At 39.8% G+C, this 16,127-nt stretch carries 18 protein-coding genes; 14 read left to right on the top strand and 4 right to left on the bottom strand.

All coding sequences use genetic code 11. The annotated features are described in order from the left end of the window. Positions 1 to 370 precede the first annotated feature (370 nt). From BMY80_RS02680 to tldD, 12 genes are all read left to right on the top strand, one after another. Positions 371 to 1,081, top strand: a complete 711-nt coding sequence (locus BMY80_RS02680; RefSeq protein WP_031578195.1) for a prepilin-type N-terminal cleavage/methylation domain-containing protein — start codon at positions 371 to 373, stop codon at positions 1,079 to 1,081. A 10-nt stretch (positions 1,082 to 1,091) separates the two neighbouring features. Continuing rightward, entirely contained in the window at positions 1,092 to 1,532 is a 441-nt protein-coding gene (locus BMY80_RS12185; protein ID WP_093140653.1) for a type II secretion system protein, read from the top strand. Continuing rightward, on the top strand, positions 1,523 to 2,245 hold the full coding sequence (locus BMY80_RS02670; RefSeq protein WP_051621686.1) for a type IV pilus modification PilV family protein: 723 nt from the start codon (positions 1,523 to 1,525) through the stop codon (positions 2,243 to 2,245). The genes BMY80_RS12185 and BMY80_RS02670 overlap by 10 nt, the downstream gene beginning before the upstream one ends. Further along, the gene (locus BMY80_RS02665; RefSeq protein WP_031578198.1) at positions 2,245 to 3,039 is read left to right on the top strand and encodes a prepilin-type N-terminal cleavage/methylation domain-containing protein; all 795 of its coding nucleotides are present in this window, start codon (positions 2,245 to 2,247) and stop codon (positions 3,037 to 3,039) included. Before BMY80_RS02670 ends, BMY80_RS02665 begins: the two co-directional genes overlap by 1 nt. A gap of 12 nt (positions 3,040 to 3,051) precedes the next feature. Next, on the top strand, positions 3,052 to 3,627 hold the full coding sequence (locus BMY80_RS02660; protein ID WP_143066434.1) for a hypothetical protein: 576 nt from the start codon (positions 3,052 to 3,054) through the stop codon (positions 3,625 to 3,627). A gap of 289 nt (positions 3,628 to 3,916) precedes the next feature. Beyond that, entirely contained in the window at positions 3,917 to 4,978 is a 1,062-nt protein-coding gene (locus BMY80_RS02655; RefSeq protein WP_031578200.1) for a rod shape-determining protein, read from the top strand. A gap of 24 nt (positions 4,979 to 5,002) precedes the next feature. Beyond that, positions 5,003 to 6,019, top strand: coding sequence for a rod shape-determining protein MreC (mreC, locus tag BMY80_RS02650; protein WP_051621688.1), 1,017 nt, complete (start codon positions 5,003 to 5,005; stop codon positions 6,017 to 6,019). Beyond that, positions 6,009 to 6,509, top strand: coding sequence for a rod shape-determining protein MreD (gene mreD, locus BMY80_RS02645; protein WP_031578202.1), 501 nt, complete (start codon positions 6,009 to 6,011; stop codon positions 6,507 to 6,509). The genes mreC and mreD overlap by 11 nt, the downstream gene beginning before the upstream one ends. Beyond that, positions 6,502 to 7,086 carry a Maf family protein gene (locus tag BMY80_RS02640; RefSeq protein WP_031578203.1) on the top strand — a complete coding sequence of 195 codons (585 nt, stop codon included), beginning with the start codon at positions 6,502 to 6,504 and terminating at the stop codon, positions 7,084 to 7,086. Before mreD ends, BMY80_RS02640 begins: the two co-directional genes overlap by 8 nt. Then, positions 7,079 to 8,548, top strand: a complete 1,470-nt coding sequence (gene rng, locus BMY80_RS02635; RefSeq protein WP_031578205.1) for a ribonuclease G — start codon at positions 7,079 to 7,081, stop codon at positions 8,546 to 8,548. The genes BMY80_RS02640 and rng overlap by 8 nt, the downstream gene beginning before the upstream one ends. Beyond that, complete coding sequence (locus BMY80_RS02630; protein WP_093140650.1) at positions 8,548 to 9,351, top strand: nitrilase-related carbon-nitrogen hydrolase; 804 nt, start codon at positions 8,548 to 8,550, stop codon at positions 9,349 to 9,351. The genes rng and BMY80_RS02630 overlap by 1 nt, the downstream gene beginning before the upstream one ends. Before the next feature lie 13 nt (positions 9,352 to 9,364). Then, positions 9,365 to 10,879 carry a metalloprotease TldD gene (tldD, locus tag BMY80_RS02625; protein WP_031578207.1) on the top strand — a complete coding sequence of 505 codons (1,515 nt, stop codon included), beginning with the start codon at positions 9,365 to 9,367 and terminating at the stop codon, positions 10,877 to 10,879. Between the two features lie 84 nt (positions 10,880 to 10,963). Here tldD and BMY80_RS02620 read toward each other — a convergent pair whose 3' ends face one another. Both BMY80_RS02620 and yjgA read right to left on the bottom strand, forming a co-directional pair. After that, positions 10,964 to 11,302: a rhodanese-like domain-containing protein gene (locus tag BMY80_RS02620; RefSeq protein WP_031578208.1), complete on the bottom strand. Its 339-nt coding sequence runs from the start codon at positions 11,300 to 11,302 to the stop codon at positions 10,964 to 10,966. Further along, positions 11,295 to 11,858, bottom strand: coding sequence for a ribosome biogenesis factor YjgA (yjgA, locus tag BMY80_RS02615; RefSeq protein WP_031578209.1), 564 nt, complete (start codon positions 11,856 to 11,858; stop codon positions 11,295 to 11,297). The genes BMY80_RS02620 and yjgA overlap by 8 nt, the downstream gene beginning before the upstream one ends. Positions 11,859 to 11,925: 67 nt before the next feature. Here yjgA and BMY80_RS02610 point away from each other — a divergent pair, with 67 nt between their 5' ends. Continuing rightward, positions 11,926 to 13,272: a metallopeptidase TldD-related protein gene (locus BMY80_RS02610; protein ID WP_031578210.1), complete on the top strand. Its 1,347-nt coding sequence runs from the start codon at positions 11,926 to 11,928 to the stop codon at positions 13,270 to 13,272. 69 nt (positions 13,273 to 13,341) lie between these two features. Then, positions 13,342 to 14,367, top strand: a complete 1,026-nt coding sequence (gene glpX / locus BMY80_RS02605) for a class II fructose-bisphosphatase (RefSeq protein WP_031578211.1) — start codon at positions 13,342 to 13,344, stop codon at positions 14,365 to 14,367. A gap of 77 nt (positions 14,368 to 14,444) precedes the next feature. On the opposite strand, the gene BMY80_RS02600 is transcribed toward glpX, so the two are convergent. Together BMY80_RS02600 and BMY80_RS02595 are read right to left on the bottom strand one after the other, a co-directional pair. Then, positions 14,445 to 14,831: an acetyl-CoA sensor PanZ family protein gene (locus tag BMY80_RS02600; RefSeq protein ID WP_031578212.1), complete on the bottom strand. Its 387-nt coding sequence runs from the start codon at positions 14,829 to 14,831 to the stop codon at positions 14,445 to 14,447. A 10-nt stretch (positions 14,832 to 14,841) separates the two neighbouring features. Then, positions 14,842 to 16,074: a murein hydrolase activator EnvC family protein gene (locus BMY80_RS02595; protein ID WP_177178476.1), complete on the bottom strand. Its 1,233-nt coding sequence runs from the start codon at positions 16,072 to 16,074 to the stop codon at positions 14,842 to 14,844. Positions 16,075 to 16,127 lie beyond the last annotated feature (53 nt).

The following is a 16,127-nucleotide window of genomic DNA, read 5'->3' as shown; positions in this document are numbered from 1 at the left end:
AGTAGAGACGTGATGTAATATTTCAAATATATATTTGAATATATGTATGTAAAATCGTTAATAGCAAAATAATCCCCTGTGCTAGATGTTAACTGTGCAAGTGTATAACCAAAAATATAGTATAAAAATAACACACAAACATATTAGTATTGTTGATTATTTTATTTTTGACCTTGAGAAAATTAAAAGTGATAATCTAACTGTTTTAAAAAATTAGATGTCTCCCAATAAATGAAATGCAAAAGATGGCGTTTTAAGTGAGAATTACTGATTTTTAGATATAATTAACTTATAATGGGTTGTTTATCAGGAATATTAAACAGGATGTTTTTACCTGATATAGTCAAAGTAGTCTTTTTAGGAGTGAAAGATGAAAAAAGCTAAAACTATGAAAAATGTTAAGCGCAATAAGGGTTTTACCCTGATTGAACTGATTATTGTTATTGTTATTTTGGGTATATTGGCCGCAACAGCTTTACCTCGTTTCATAGATGTTACCGAAGAGGCTAAGAAGGCCAGTGTAGAGGGGGTGGCTGGTAATTTTGCTACAGGTATTCTGCTGGTTAGAGCGCAGTGGGAAGCAAAGAGCAGACCTAAAGTTGATGGTGTTAACAGCGTGCTTTATGATGGCAGCCGTTTTTATCTGACCACACCTTCAACCTCCAAGATTGAAGATGGTACCATGAGTCCTGGATATCCTATTGCCGCAACGGCAATAAATTCCTCTTCCTCTCCTGTAACTGCTGAGTATGCTTCTTATTATGACGTCGGCATGACTTCAGATAAATGTCTTCATATCTGGGAAAGTATGTTGCAGAACCCTCCTAAGGCTACTACCAGCATAAGCGATGTGAACAGCAGTTCAGAAAACTATAAATATTTCATTTCATACAGTGTAGGTCCTGTTAATGGCAGTGCTGTAGCAAATTACGGTATTTGTCACTATTATCTGGTTGTGTCTCTTGATAGAAGTGAAAGTGGTAATTACAAAACTCCTAACAACAGTACTGACAAGTATATGAGTTTTACCTATGTACCTGCGTTAGGTCTGATAACACCATATATTCACAGCAGTAATTAAGCGTGGTGCTATGGAAAGATGCTCTACTGGATTTACTTTGATAGAGTTGGTGACAGTAATAGTAATTTTAGGAATTCTGTCAGTGTACGCCGTACCAAAATTATCAGCAGGTTCTGGCGAGCATCTTTCTGTGTGTCAGGAAGTATCTAATCTGATACTGCAAACGCAGAGCATCAATATTAATCAGGGGGATTCTCCTGATGTCTATTTCAAATCATTTCTTTCCGGCGACTATGGCGTCTGTCTGAAGAATGACTGTTCCGAAGTAAATAATCTGAAAATGCGGGGCGGAAATCCCAAGGTAACCATGAATGGTACCAGTGATGTCGAGTTTCATTTCAATGGAATCGGCCAGCTTCAGAACTCCGAAGATATTTCTCTTGAATATGTGTTCGAGGGGGCCTCATGTACAGTTAAGGTAAATACCGAGGGGGCTGTATCATGGAAGTAAAAGATAGAGGCTTTTCGCTTGTTGAGCTGGTTATCGGTATTGTTGTTATGGGGATTGTTCTCAGTGGCCTTATACCCATTATTGGTTCACTGGAGATGAAGTCCGTTGAGCCTAGTTTTCAGGTTAAGGCTGATTTGCTGGCACATCGTATATACAATCAGATGAAAATAAGAGCGTACGATGAGAAATCAGATCATCAGGGTGGGGGCTGCCGCTGTGGTGAGTCTGTGAGTTACAAGGGGATAGATGTCTGTAATCTCGGGGCTTGTACGTTACAATCCAATTTTGGTCCGGATTCCACGGAGAGCTCTAATCCTCGTCCTGAAAATTTCAATGACGTGGATGATTTTGATACATACAGTCTTTGCGGTTTGGATTCTTTGAATTCTTACTGTTATGGCAACAACAATAAGTGTACAGGCAGTGATACAAGCTGTACGAGGATTAACAATGCTGTCTGTGGTGACAGTGAATGTCTTGTGCCTGCAGTTTTCTTTGTCGATAATACCCATAATGATACATGCAGCCTTGGTGAGACAAGTAATGATATTGCGTGCAACAGTTATTCAGATTATTTTGTCAGTATAGATGTTTATAACAAAGATGTAGAATTCTCAGGATTTAGCAAGCTGACAGTGAAAATGATTATCATAAAGGTGTTATCTCCGCGTGATGATACGTATGAGTATCGTTTTATAAGGAGTAACTACTGATGAAACGCAATAAAGCTTTTACTTTAATTGAACTTGTAGTTGTTATGGTACTGCTCGGTGTTGCCGGCGGGGTTACCGTGTCTTTTTTGTGGCAGGGAACCAAAATGTACGTCGGTATCAGTAGCAGAACGCAGCTGGCTGCTATAAGTCATAATCTTTTTGCCAGATTGCGAATTCAGATAGAGAATTCAATGCCGTACAGCATTTCTGTTTCAGAAAATATATATTCATCAGGGAGCGGTGCCATGCTCTCATTAACCATACCTGTTGAAAGATATCGTGTGGCGGACATAAAAGAGGGGCAGTACCTATATCTTCCGCTGGCTGAAAATGATGTTCTCTGTTCTTCCGGACTGAGCAATTACAGGCTTAAATATCTTAAGCTTGATCATTCTTACGGAGTTCTTGAATTAAAAAATGTAATGACGCCTGATGACGTTTCTGTTTCCTCATCCTGTACTGCCGGTGTTTATAAGGTAAAGGTTACAAGTTTTGGAGACGACCCTTACATAAGTGGCGGTACTGTAATGTATCTTACCGACAGCCAGTCCGATAAAAAATATTATCAAAGCACTCAGGGGCATCTTTTTTATAAACAGGGAGATGGTTCTGCAGTCCCTCTGAACAATCCTGCGGAAGGGGAACATGGAGCAAAAGTTGATATTTTTAAACTAAATGATGGAACATATTCGAATGGACAGAACGGTGTTACTGTATCTGTAAAATTATCTTCTGGCGATGATTTTATTACTGTAAGTCAAAGGTTTGAATTACACAGCAGTGTGGATTTTTAACGGGTGATTGACATGGTGACGAATTTACACAGAAAACGGGGATCTATGCTTCTGACTGCTATAGCTGTTATAGTGGTTTTTTCCCTGCTTATTGCCGTTTCTGCCCGTATGCTTATGAACAGTGATCAGAATAAAGTGACCGTGTCCGTCGGAATGCAGGCTGAACTTCTGGCTCATACGGGAACGGAGTTTGCAATGGCTCAGCTGTTTCCGTTAGGAGCAAGCAACGGTTCGCTTTCATCACTTTTATGGGGTGATGGCGAACCTGCTTCCAAGTCAATTCTTCCTGCAAACTGCAGTTCTGTTTCTCATGAAGATGGCAATATTTTGTGTAACGGATTCAGAGATGGGTGTTATCTTGATAAACTTTACATTGATGTTAAAAAGATTATCAGCGATGATGTATCCGGTTCTGATGTTCTGTATGAATATCAGATAACTTCTTCTGCAGTATGTGATGTTCCGTTTATAAGTTCCTCCTGTGCTCCAAACAGTGCCACCTGTTCAGGTAATACGTCTTACTATAAAGTAAAAAGGACTGAGACCACCAAGGCCTCCGATATCAGTTGGAATGTCAGTGCTGAATAGCTGATTTAAAGGTCATTTTTAATTTCTGTGCTTGTTAAGCTTTTGCAAGTTTTTCTTAAAAGATAACCTATTTAGTGTTATAATCAGCATGCTTTATTTTTAATTCAGTCAGTGAAAAAGGTAGAGTCTACTGTTTAATCACATGTGGAATAATGTAGTACCTGGAGAAAATTATTAAGTTTTCAAAAAGGTAAATACGTAGAAATTAAGGCCTCGGGTTTCCCCCATTGTAATCTTTTAAGACTCGGCATAAGGTGCCGTGAGTAAGTGTTGTATCCGGATTTAATAAATGTTTAATAAACTTAGATCTTTATATTCTACTGACCTTTCTATTGACCTTGGAACAGCAAATACGCTGATTTATGTTAAATCCACAGGTATTGTATTGAACGAACCTACAGTTGTTGCGGTTAAGGAAAGAGGTCTTTCCAGAGGTAGACCTTTGACACCTATCGCTGTCGGTAATGCCGCAAAGAGAATGTTAGGTAAGGCACCTGAGGATATAAAGGTTGTAAGACCTATGAAAGATGGTGTAATTGCTGACTGTAAGTACACAGAACGCATGCTTGAAGAGTTTATGCATGCCATTCCTACCAAATCGCTGAAATTCCTCAGATGGATTTCTAGCGGACCAAGAGTTTTAGTTTGTGTTCCATATGGTTCAACACCTGTAGAAAGAAATGCTATTAAGAATTCAATAAGAGTATGCGGGGCCAATGAGGTTCATGTGCTCACAGAACCTATGGCTGCAGCTGTCGGTGCCGGATTACCTGTAACTGAACCAAGCGGTTCGATGGTTATAGATATCGGGGGCGGTACCACAGAAGTTGCTATCATTGCTCTGAGCGGTATTGTATACGCTTCTTCAGTCAGAACCGGCGGTGATAAGTTTGACCAGGCTATTGTGCACTATATTCGTGATAAGCATCGTCTGGAAATCGGTGAGGTAACAGCTGAAAAAATCAAAATAGAAATCGGTTGTGCATATGAAGGTGAAGACGACGAACCAAGGGAAATGGAAATTCGCGGTCAGAGTATTATTGAACAGGCTCCTCGTTCTTTGGTCATAACTTCTACTGAGATTTTAGAAGCTCTTCAGGGGCCACTGAGCAGTATTATTGATGCTGTTGCCATGGCTTTGAATAACGCACCTCCAGAATTATCTGCTGATATTTCCAACAGAGGCATGACCATAACTGGCGGCGGTGCTCTTTTAAGAAATATTGACAAGGTTCTCCATATGCGTACCAAGGTACCTGTTACTATTGCAGATGATCCTTTAACCTGCGTAGCAAGAGGTGGCGGGGCTGCACTCGAAATGGCCGATAAAGGCATTGTGTTGTTTGAGTAATAAATTCCTTAACGGATGAGCGTTATGCAGAACAGATTAGGTATGTCAGCCAATATAAGATTTTCATTGGTTGGCATGCTTTCATTGGTGTTGATACTTTTAGACAGTCGTTTCAATCTTTTTAAAGATGTCCGCTATCATATAGAAAGTTATCTAACCCCTGTTTACTATATAGCTGACGCTCCCGTTTCCTTAGTAAGTTCAGCTAATGAAAGACTGAGATCTTATCAGGAAATCGCTGACGAAAATCGTCTTCTTAAGTATCAGCTCTCTGAAATAAGAGTAGAACTGCTCAGATATGACAGTGTTATTCATGACAATGAAGAGCTTAGACGTTTGAATAATTCTCCAATAAAGGAATCATTCAGACGAATGGGCGCTGAAGTTATGAGAGTTGACACCAATCCTTTTTCACTGACTGTAATGATTAATCGCGGTGCTAAAGACGGGGCATATGAAGGTCAGCCTGTGATTAATGAACAGGGTATAGTCGGTCAGATTATCAGCGTAGCAAATTCTACCAGTCGTGTACTGCTGATTTCAGATCAGAATCATTCAATACCTGTTGTGGTTATGCGTAATGGTATCAGAGCCATCGCAACGGGAACTGGAATAGTAAATGAACTCAATGTGGTTAACATGCCTAGAAACGTAGATATTCAGGTAGGAGATCTGCTTATCAGCTCCGGTCTCGGTGGGATTTTCCCATCCGGATATCCTGTGGCCAGAGTTACCAATTTCGACAGAAAGGAAGGTTTGCAGTTTGCGGAAATCAAGGCTCAACCACTTGCAACCTTGGATCGTTTGAAGTATATGTTACTGTTGTGGCTGCCTGATTCTGAGCAGGAAACCATTGAGGAAATCAAGGCAGTGTCAAGCAATACAGAAGAAACGATGCAGAATGTAAAGGAAAAAACTATACAGAAGTCAATTCCTACACAGAATGACAAGTCTCTTGTTGTGGATAAGTCCTCAAAAAATTCAGGAAACACAAAAACTGATAATAAAGTGAAATCAACAGGAGGCAGCAATGACCATTAAGAGTACTGGCTCATTTTTGCTCATATGGATGTCAATTATCGTTGCTCTTGTCCTTTCAATAATGAAACTTCCTGCATCGTTAAGTGATTATCTGCCAAATTATGCGTGCCTCGTTGTTCTGGTTTGGGTTGTGGCCATTCCTTCAAGAGTGAATGTTTTTACAGGTTGGATTACTGGTTTATGTATGGATTTCCTGCTTGGTACAACGTTAGGAATTCATGCTTTGGCTTTTTCGTTCATGGTGTGGATGATTCGTACGCAATTTGATTCGATAAAATACTATTCTTTGCCGGAACTGTCTATTGTTGTGGGAACAGTTATTTTTATCGGTCAGTTTGTATTATTCTGGGGAGAACATCTGTTCGGTGTTGTTACCGTAGATTACAATATTTTCTGGTCAGCTCTTTCAAGTTCCATATGTTGGCCTATTATTTATGTTTTTTTAATGTCTCTATATCATCTAATCAGTCCTAAGAAAGAAGATGAATAATCGCGAAATAATTCTGGCTTCCGCATCACCGAGGAGAAGAGAGTTATTAGGGAACATGGGTTTTTCATTTAAAGTTGTTCCTGCAGATATTGATGAATCCAGATTGTCACAGTCTGAAACTCCATGTGAATATGTCAGAAGACTCTCTCTGTCTAAAGCGGAAAAAATATTAAGTCTTCATCCTGATGCAGTTATTGTCGGGGTTGATACAACTGTTTCGATGAACAATGAAATTTTTGGAAAACCTGCGGATTTCGAAGAGTTTCATCTGTTTATGAGCAAGCTGAGTGGAAAAACTCATCAGGTTTTCACCGGACTTAGTGTAATAGACAGAGACAGGACTGTCAGTAGCTATGTGAAGTCCGATGTAACTTTTGTCGAAATGTCGGAAAAGGATATTTCTGATTATTGGGCAACTGGTGAACCTGTTGATAAGGCCGGTGGATACGCTATTCAGGGGATAGGTGGGAGTTATATAAAGTGCGTATCTGGTAGTGTCAGTTCCATCATTGGTCTGCCTCAGGCGGAATTGAGAATTATTCTGAACAGTTTTATGGAAGGTGGTATTCATGAATGAACTTTTGGTAAATGTTACTCCGTCTGAAACTCGAGTTGCACTTGTTGTTTCAGGGTTACTGTCAGAAATTTATATTGAACGTTCCTCTAATTCCAGCATGGTCGGCAATGTATATCGAGGAAAGGTCAGTCGTGTCCTTCCGGGAATGCAGGCAGCCTTTGTCGATATAGGTCATGAAAAAGCTGCTTTTCTGCATGCCTCAGATATTGTCCCTCATACAGAGTGCGTAAATCCTCATGAAAAGGAACATTTCAAAGTATGTGATATTTCCGCTCTGGTGCGTCAGGGACAGGATATTCTTGTACAGGTGGTCAAGGATCCAATCAGTACAAAGGGGGCCAGACTTACAACTGATATTACTCTTCCTTCCAGATATCTTGTTTTTATGCCTGACAGTGCCCATGTGGGCGTGTCTCAGAAAATTGAAAGCGATGAAGAAAGAAACAGATTAAAATCGATAGTTTCAAAATTTGTTGATAAAGAAGTTGGCGGTTTTATTGTAAGAACAGCGGCGGAAGGGATCAGTGAAAAGGAAATAGAGCAGGATGCTTTGCTCCTAAAACGCATGTGGCTGAATATCAAAAAAAGTTATAAAGAAGCAAAAGCCGGAACAATTCTGCATGAGGATTTATCCATTGCTTTCAGACTTTTACGAGATTTTGTAGGCAATGACATTGATAAGATAAGAGTGGATTCCAGACTCGCCTTCAAAGAGCTTGTCAAGTATAGCAATGAATTTGTTCCTGAAATGGTGGGTAAGATAGAACATTATTCAGGTGACACACCTCTTTTTGATTTATATGACGTTGAAAATGAAATTCAGAGAGCTCTTGACAGGCGGGTTCAGCTAAAAAGTGGTGGTTCTCTTGTGATTGATCAGACTGAGGCAATGACAACAATAGATGTTAATACAGGGGCATTCGTTGGTCACAGGAATCTAGAGGATACCATTTTTAATACCAATGTGGAGGCTGCAGCTGCTATTGCCAGACAGCTGAGGTTACGAAATTTAGGTGGCATCATTATCATTGATTTTATTGATATGTCTGATGCAACCCACCGAGATCGAGTTATGCAGGCACTTCTCACTGAACTGGCTAAAGACAGAGCTAAGACCACTGTTTCTGATTTCTCTGAACTGGGTCTTGTAGAAATGACAAGAAAGCGAACCAGAGAGAGTCTGGGGCATCTTCTCTGTTGTGAATGTCCTGAATGCAGGGGCAGAGGGGCAGTGAAGAGTGTTTCGTCTGTATGCTATGAAATTCTCAGAGATATATTAAGGGTAAATCACGCGTATAAGGCAGAGAAGTTCATTGTATACGCGTCTACAGATGTTGCGGAAGCCTTACAGCTTGATGAACAGCACGCTCTTGCCGAACTTGAAGTCTTTATGGGGAAGACTGTGGAAGTTCGTGCTGAACATATGTACCGTCGTGAAAAGTATGATGTGGTGATGGCCTGATGAATGATTGCAGGGTTGTGGTTATTGAACTGCCGGCAGGAAAGCGAAGTGTTGCAGATACTCTGATTCAGGTAGATATGCAGCTTGAGTCGCTGCTTTCTTTTGATGGTGAGACTCTGGTTGTTCTTCCGGAAAATTTTGCATGCTGCAGTCGGGATAATCATGATTATGAGATTCTGTCCCGCAGTTGGAATTCAGCGATTGATTCTTTGGGTAAACTTGCGAGAAAGCATGACGTTTATTTGGTTGCAGGCACTTTGCCTGAATACGAAGAAGGCAGGTTTTATATAACATCCGCTGTTTTTGACAAAAGTGGCCGTCTGATCGCTAAATACCGAAAAATCAATCTTTTTAAAGCTTTGGTTGGCGGTGTTCTTTATGATGAAGGTAGCTTTTACACACCTGGAACTGAAACTGTAACTTTTACTGTCGGTCACGTTCGTGTCGGAATTGCCATTTGTTTTGATTTACGGTTTCCTGAAATTTTTGCGAAATTAAGACAGCAGGGGGCAGACATTATAATTGTTCCGGCGGCATTTACACGCAGAACAGGTTTAAAACATTGGCATGTACTGCTTAAAGCTAGAGCCATTGAGAACCAGTTATATGTTGTAGGAGCAGGATTAAATGGAACTTCTCAGGACGGATACGAATGTTATGGTCATTCATTAATTATTGATCCTGATGGAAATGTAGTGACTGAAGCGTTAGAAATTAATGATTTTCAGATAATTGAACACAAAATTGATTTAGAATTAAAGTTGAATATTAGAAAGTGTATGCCGTTGACAGCGAAGTTATAAGAGAGAAAGATATATGAATACAGCCAGTGATTTAGTTAAGATTACTACGAAGAAATTACTGTCAGAAAATGGCATGAGTGTAGATTATATCGAAGGAATGATAAACAAATTGTGTTCATCAGGTGTGGACTTCGGTGATATCTTTTTTATGTGTTCTGTTTCTGAAAGCTGGAGATTGAGTGAACAGAAAATCAAATCAGGTGCTTTCAGCATAGATCAGGGGTTTGGGGTCAGAGGTGTTTTAGGAGAAAAAACAGCTCTAGCTCATTCGGATGAAATAAATAATCACAGTCTTCATCAGGCGATCAGGGCTGCAAGAACTTTATCAAACAAGGGTGGCAGTTCAGATGTCAGACTGAATCTTAATCCTTCATATAAAATATACAATACAGGTAATTACGACCCTATTAACAGCATCGGAAGAGAACAGAAAGTTCAGATGCTTAATGAAATTGACAGATTTGCAAGATCTCTAGACAGCAGAGTTAGAGAAGTTAAGATCGGGTTGAATTCATCCAATGAAAGCAGTCTTCTGTTTACTACGGAAGGTGTTACAGCAGCCGAGATTACTCCTCAGGTTACGTTAAGCTGTGCTGTCATTGTTGAAGAAAACGGTGTTTCAGAAAGCGGACACAGTGCCTCAGGAAAAATCTACGATTTATCATTTTTCTACGAAGACGTTCCTGTTCTTCCTGATGATTATGTTCGCGGAGTTTCATCTGTTTCCTCGGTTGAGACTGAGCCAAGATACCTTGCTATTGCCAGAGATGCGGTAAGACAGGCACTTCTTAATCTGAGAGCAGTACCTATAAAAGCAGGAACTATGCCGGTAGTATTGGCATCCGGGTGGCCTGCTGTTCTCATTCATGAGGCTATAGGTCATGGTTTGGAAGCAGATGCGTGTCGTAAAGGTCAGTCTGTTTTCCATGATAAGATGGGAGAAGAAGTCGCTTCCAAGCTCTGCACCATTGTTGATGATGGCACTGTGGATAATGGTACAGGAACATTTAATGTTGATAGCGAAGGTGTTCCAAGCAAGAGGAATATTTTGATTGAGAATGGTGTTCTGAAAAGCTTTATGTATGATAAACTCAATGCCCGTTTAATGGGCAAAGAGTCAACAGGCAATGGTAGAAGAGCTGATTATTACTGTAAACCGATTCCTCGAATGACCAATACCTATCTTCTTTCCGGTAAAGATTCTCCTCAAGATATCATCAGGAGTCTTGATGATGGTATATATGCTGTGGATTTCAGTGGAGGTCAGGTTGATACCGTTGCAGGTAAATTTACATTTACAGCGACAGAGGCTTATCGTGTGAAAAATGGTGAAATCAAGTATCCTGTAAAGGATGCAACCTTAATCGGTAATGCCATAGGAGTTATGAAGAATATTTCCATGGTTGGTAATAACCTTGAATTTGATAAGGGAACCGGTTCCTGCGGAAAACAGGGACAGTCTATAAGAGTAGGTTTGGGACAGCCGACACTGCGAATTGACAGTGTAACAGTTGGCGGTTCAAGATAAACTGCCTCTGTATCTTATCCATAAAATAAAGACGCTGTTTATTTATAAACAGCGTCTTTTGCGTAATATTATAGATACAGTTTTTTATTTGACTGGATGTTCCTTGAAGTAAACTACCGCGTCTTCATATCCGCCGAGATTAATTACATTCTGATAACCTGCATTGTTAAGGGAATTCTTTGCTCTTTCAGCTCTTTTCCCTGATAGACAATAAACGTAGATGGTGTCGTCTTTTTTGATATCATTTTCTGTAACTCCCTTAACAATGTCACTGAAAACGATATTAATACTGTTTTCTGCATGACCTGATTCATATTCAGCAGGGGATCTTACATCTATGATAAAATCCTGTGCGAAGCAAGTTGCAGAACAACTGAATAAAGCTGCTGTACCAGCAAGTATAAAACTGAATAGTTTATTCATCTGATTGCTCCTGATTTATGTTTGTCTTAAGAAACTGGAATAGTTCTCTGTAGTAACGACGATCGCTATTTTCTTTTTCTGCCTCTTTCTGAGCTTTTGAGACCAATGCTCTCAATTTCTGACGATCAATAGACGGATTTTCTGACATGAGACTGTTGATTTTTTCCATCCCCGTGGCGATGAGCTCGTCTCTCAGTGTTTCCAGACGATGAAACTGAGCATTTTCAGAAACCTTTGCCCCTTTAATGGCCTTTAACATGTTTTCGAAAAGCTTAACATCGTCTTCAGAGGCTACTCTCATTAGTGATTCTACGTGCAGTATCTGTCTGCGCAGTTCTTCAGATCTTGGTTTAAGCTTTTTGGCAACCAGCATGGCTTCTCTGAGAGAATCGTTATCACCGAAAGGTATACGGTCGAATTCTGAATCTGCGAGGGCAAGAATTTCGATAGCAACATCTCTCAAATGACGTGCGTGACGCTTTTCAGAGCTTTTTGAAACCCATCCGTCATCATCAGGGATATCATTTTTATGAAAAAAATCTGTATACTTAGGCATAATCTAAAGATCCTTAAATAAATTTAGTGTATTCTAACATCATTGGTGATTATTTGGAATTATTGAAATGGATGACGATATTCAGCTTGAATTAAATAACTTGGAAGATCTTGTTCAATATACAGTGGAAAAAGCTGAGCAGCTTGGTGCTAATGCAGCCAGAGCAAGATTAAATAAGGCTACCGGTCTGTCTGTATCATCACGTAATACTGAAATGGAGAATATTTCTTTTACCAACGGAAGAAGTTTGGCCATAACGGTTTATAAAGATGATCGAAAAGGTACTGTATCTACAAGTGATCTGTCCAGGTCTGCCATTGATGAAAGCATTAGAGCAGCATTGAGTATCGCCAATCATACTGATCCGGATCCTGATGCACGTCTCCCTGCAAAAGAGTTTCTTGCTTTTGAAAAGATGGATTTTGATACCTTTCATCCTCTTGATATAGAGCCGAATGACATGTTTGAAAGGTGCAAAAATCTTGAACTTAAGGCTATGGCAGCGGACGAGAGGGTAATATCCGTCGTAAGCGCCAAGGAGAACAGTGGACTTTATATTTCTGCCATGGCCACGTCTCAGGGGCTGGTGGTCAGTAGTGCGGATACCTCGTACTCACGTAATCTCCTTTTAATGTGTGGGAAAGATGATGATCGTCAATATGGTGGTTCGTATACTTACGATTCATGTCACGAGAAGTTATGGAATGATGAGATTCTTGTAAAAGAATCCATAGATGAAGGAGTATCTCAGCTTTGTCCACAGAAGATTAAAACTGGTGATTATCCTGTAATTTTTGATGTTAACAAGTCTTCCATGCTGCTGAATGTGCTGTTCTCCGCGCTTGATGGACATACACAGTATTATAAAACCGGTTTTTTGACAGACAGTCTGAACAAAAAGGTTCTTCCTGAGTGGATTTCAATAAACGAGAATCCGCACATAGTTGGAAGAATGAGTTCCTGTTATATGGATGGTGATGGTGTAAAAACAAAACCAATGTCTATTATCAGAAATGGTTATGTGGATAATTATTTTTTAAATAATTATTTCGCCAACAAGTTGAACATGGAAAACAATGCCCACAACAGAGGAGTAAGTAATACTTTCGTGGTGGATGAAAGAGAGCCTCTGTGCAGCAAGAACGAGCTTATTCGTCAGATGGACAGGGGAATTATTGTTTACGATACAATGGGAAACGGTATTAAACTTATAAACGGAGAACTTTCAATAGGTGCAAGCGGATTTTACGTGGAGAACGGAATAATTCAGTATCCTATAGCTGAGTTTACAATAGCAGGTAACTTTAAGGAAATGTTCAATAATATCGTAGCTATAGCCAATGACGGAGATTCGAGAAATGTTGCCGATCTGGGATCGGTGCTGATTGAAAATATTAAGGTAGCCGGTATATAAAAATTTATTGTTATTCGGTTAATTAGTGATAAAATTTGCCTAACATTTATCAGATAGTCAGGAATTATTATGAAACGTGAATTATCCCTTGAATTTTGTCGTGTTACCGAAGCTGCTGCTTTAGCTGGTTATCATTGGCTAGGACGTGGAGATAAGGTCTCTGCGGATGATGCAGCTGTTAAGGCAATGAGATACATGTTGAACGACCTTGACATTGATGGCGAGATTGTTATCGGTGAAGGTGAAATTGATGAAGCTCCAATGCTTTATATCGGAGAACATGTAGGTAACGGCTCTACTGAGGTTGATATCGCAGTTGACCCTATTGATGGTACCAGAATGACTGCCATGGGGCAGAATAATGCTGTTGCCGTTCTTGCGGCTGCAGACAAGGGCGGTTTCTTAAAAGCTCCTGACATGTACATGGAGAAGCTTATTGTAGGATCTGATGCCAAAGGGGTTATCGATCTGAACGTATCTCTGGAAGAGAATATTTATCGTATTGCGCGTGCTGTCGGCAAAAAGTACAGCGATTTGACATGTGTTACTCTTGCTAAGCCAAGACATGAAAAAGCCATTAAGGTTATGCATGACATGGGACTGAGAGTATATGCAATACCTGATGGTGATGTGGCTGCGTCCGTATTAACCTGTATGCCTGACAGTGATATAGATTTCCTTTACTGTATTGGCGGTGCGCCTGAAGGCGTGATAAGTGCTGCTGTAGCACGTTCTCTAGAAGGTGATATGCAGGGCAGACTTATTCCTCGTCACATTGCAAAGGGTGATACACCAGACAACAGAGCTCATGGCGAAAATGAAATTGCCAGATGCAAGGCTATGGGAATTGAGCCTATGACTGTTCTTAAACTTGAAGACATGGTGAAGACTGACAGTATTATCGTTTCAATTACAGGTATTACTAAGGGAGATCTGCTTGACGGAGTTACTCTTGATGGTAATATTGCAAAGACCGAAAGTATAATGATTAGGGGCAAGTCTAAGACTGTACGTCGTATTAAGGCTCTGCATACCTTACCGAAGAAGTCTCAGACAATTTACGATTTAGTGTTTGGCAACGGCACAAACAAGTAAATCTCTTAAACAAAAAATCCCCTGACATATTAGGCAAAGCTTTAAGTCAGGGGATTCTTTTATATATTTTCTGGCAATTAGTTTCGGAATATAAAGATTTTGTCGTTATCTTTAGATTTTATATATCCCTGAGTTTCTAAAAAGTATGCCAGTCCATCCTGTTCTGAGGCAGGAAAAATCCCTGTGTCAATAATGACTGATTCATTATTTTTGAGGACAAATCTGTTGGTCTCTTCAAGCAGATATTTACCGACCCCTCTTCTTCTGGTGATGTCGCGAACTTTAATATATACGATATGGTTATTATCGGTAACGGAGATACCAACAACTCCATCATTAAATACAGCAAGATGAACGTGACCAAGCTGTTGGATATCATTAAAATTCATTGGATCTATAAGTTTATTGAGGCTTTTGGTCCATAGAGGCTCAGGTTCATAATCGTGAAATACTGTCAGTCGCATATAATATAACCTACCTGTGTAAAAACTTGCGAGGGTTCAATGGAACTCCGCCTTTTCTAATTTCAAAGTATAAACTATTAGTCTGCAGACCTCCACTGTTACCAGAGGTCGCTATTGAATCTCCGCGGTGAACGCGGCGTCCGCTTTTAACCAGGTTATTCTGATTATTGGCATAGATTGTCAGATAATCGGCCCCATGGTCTATTACTATAATGTTTCCCCAACCATTAAGCCACCCTGAATAAAGGACATCACCATCAGCTACTGCAGTTATATTATTTCCTGCATTGCATGCAATCAGAATACCGGTCCATTTTGTATTGGTGAATCTGATATCTCCAAAGTTTTTGATTATACTTCCTTTAACCGGCCAGGACAGTTTTGGTCCCAATCCTGTCAGATTGTTTTTTCTTGCAAAATTTTCTTTTTCTTCTTTTGCTGCTTTTTCAGTATCTTTCCCTTCTTTTTTTGCTCGAGCCTTAGCCTGTTCAATAGCTTTCTGTTCTGCTTTTTTTCGTTGCTTTTCAAGTTCCTGTTTCTTTTGTTCAATAGCTTTTTCCAAAGCTTTCAGGGCTTCTTCCTGCTTTTTTAACTGAAGTTTTTCATTGTCGATGTTGGACTGAAGGGCTTCTTCCATGTGTTTGCGTTCGCTTCTTTCTTTGTTAAGCGAACCGAGATTGTCGTCATATTCAGTTTTAAGATTTGATAATTCGATTTTTTTATTTTCCAGATACCTTTTGCTGTTTTCCATCTCCAGCTGATTTTGAGCAATATTACTGATAACTTCTTTTCTCTGTTCCGCAAGAATCTGATAATAGGTCATGTATCTGTCGTTGTCTTTAGCAGTTTCATTGCCCAGAAGCAGTTTAATACCCGGGTTTTCACCGAACATGTACAGGTGTCTGACCATGCTCCTCAATTGGTTTTTATTAGTGTCAGTGAGCCTTTCTAAATCACTAATCTGGTTTACCAGTTCATCGATCTGACTTGAGACTAACTTGATTTTATTTTCAGTAATAGACAGCTTGATATCCAGCTGTTTTATGGATTTATCGTAGCTCTGTCGCTCTTTTTTCAGATACATCAGATCATTTTCATGGTTTTTTATAATTTCAGTGCGACGTTCAATATCTTTTTTCAGAGTGGCAATTGATTTTTCTTCTTTGCCTTGAGAGGACGATGCAGCTTCAGAGGGCTGCATCAGTAAAAAAAGGACAGAAAAAAGCGGTACTAACAGAGTCATTCTGCTTCTTGTGAAGAGAGATGTTGAGTACCGCTTATCTGTTGTCATATAAG

The organism is Ruminobacter amylophilus (assembly GCF_900115655.1).
Lineage (GTDB): Bacteria > Pseudomonadota > Gammaproteobacteria > Enterobacterales > Succinivibrionaceae > Ruminobacter > Ruminobacter amylophilus.
Note: the sequence above shows the minus strand (reverse complement) of the source record. Positions and strands in the feature narration are given on the sequence as shown.

What these genes read in the sequence shown, in the direction of transcription:
- BMY80_RS02680 (WP_031578195.1), top strand. Translation starts at nt 371, where the DNA reads ATGAAAAAAGCTAAAACTATGAAAAATGTTAAGCGCAATAAGGGTTTT.
- BMY80_RS12185 (WP_093140653.1), top strand. Translation starts at nt 1,092, where the DNA reads ATGGAAAGATGCTCTACTGGATTTACTTTGATAGAGTTGGTGACAGTA.
- BMY80_RS02670 (WP_051621686.1), top strand. Translation starts at nt 1,523, where the DNA reads ATGGAAGTAAAAGATAGAGGCTTTTCGCTTGTTGAGCTGGTTATCGGT.
- BMY80_RS02665 (WP_031578198.1), top strand. Translation starts at nt 2,245, where the DNA reads ATGAAACGCAATAAAGCTTTTACTTTAATTGAACTTGTAGTTGTTATG.
- BMY80_RS02660 (WP_143066434.1), top strand. Translation starts at nt 3,052, where the DNA reads ATGGTGACGAATTTACACAGAAAACGGGGATCTATGCTTCTGACTGCT.
- BMY80_RS02655 (WP_031578200.1), top strand. Translation starts at nt 3,917, where the DNA reads ATGTTTAATAAACTTAGATCTTTATATTCTACTGACCTTTCTATTGAC.
- mreC (WP_051621688.1), top strand. Translation starts at nt 5,003, where the DNA reads ATGCAGAACAGATTAGGTATGTCAGCCAATATAAGATTTTCATTGGTT.
- mreD (WP_031578202.1), top strand. Translation starts at nt 6,009, where the DNA reads ATGACCATTAAGAGTACTGGCTCATTTTTGCTCATATGGATGTCAATT.
- BMY80_RS02640 (WP_031578203.1), top strand. Translation starts at nt 6,502, where the DNA reads ATGAATAATCGCGAAATAATTCTGGCTTCCGCATCACCGAGGAGAAGA.
- rng (WP_031578205.1), top strand. Translation starts at nt 7,079, where the DNA reads ATGAATGAACTTTTGGTAAATGTTACTCCGTCTGAAACTCGAGTTGCA.
- BMY80_RS02630 (WP_093140650.1), top strand. Translation starts at nt 8,548, where the DNA reads ATGAATGATTGCAGGGTTGTGGTTATTGAACTGCCGGCAGGAAAGCGA.
- tldD (WP_031578207.1), top strand. Translation starts at nt 9,365, where the DNA reads ATGAATACAGCCAGTGATTTAGTTAAGATTACTACGAAGAAATTACTG.
- BMY80_RS02620 (WP_031578208.1), bottom strand. Translation starts at nt 11,302, where the DNA reads ATGAATAAACTATTCAGTTTTATACTTGCTGGTACAGCAGCTTTATTC.
- yjgA (WP_031578209.1), bottom strand. Translation starts at nt 11,858, where the DNA reads ATGCCTAAGTATACAGATTTTTTTCATAAAAATGATATCCCTGATGAT.
- BMY80_RS02610 (WP_031578210.1), top strand. Translation starts at nt 11,926, where the DNA reads ATGGATGACGATATTCAGCTTGAATTAAATAACTTGGAAGATCTTGTT.
- glpX (WP_031578211.1), top strand. Translation starts at nt 13,342, where the DNA reads ATGAAACGTGAATTATCCCTTGAATTTTGTCGTGTTACCGAAGCTGCT.
- BMY80_RS02600 (WP_031578212.1), bottom strand. Translation starts at nt 14,831, where the DNA reads ATGCGACTGACAGTATTTCACGATTATGAACCTGAGCCTCTATGGACC.
- BMY80_RS02595 (WP_177178476.1), bottom strand. Translation starts at nt 16,074, where the DNA reads ATGACTCTGTTAGTACCGCTTTTTTCTGTCCTTTTTTTACTGATGCAG.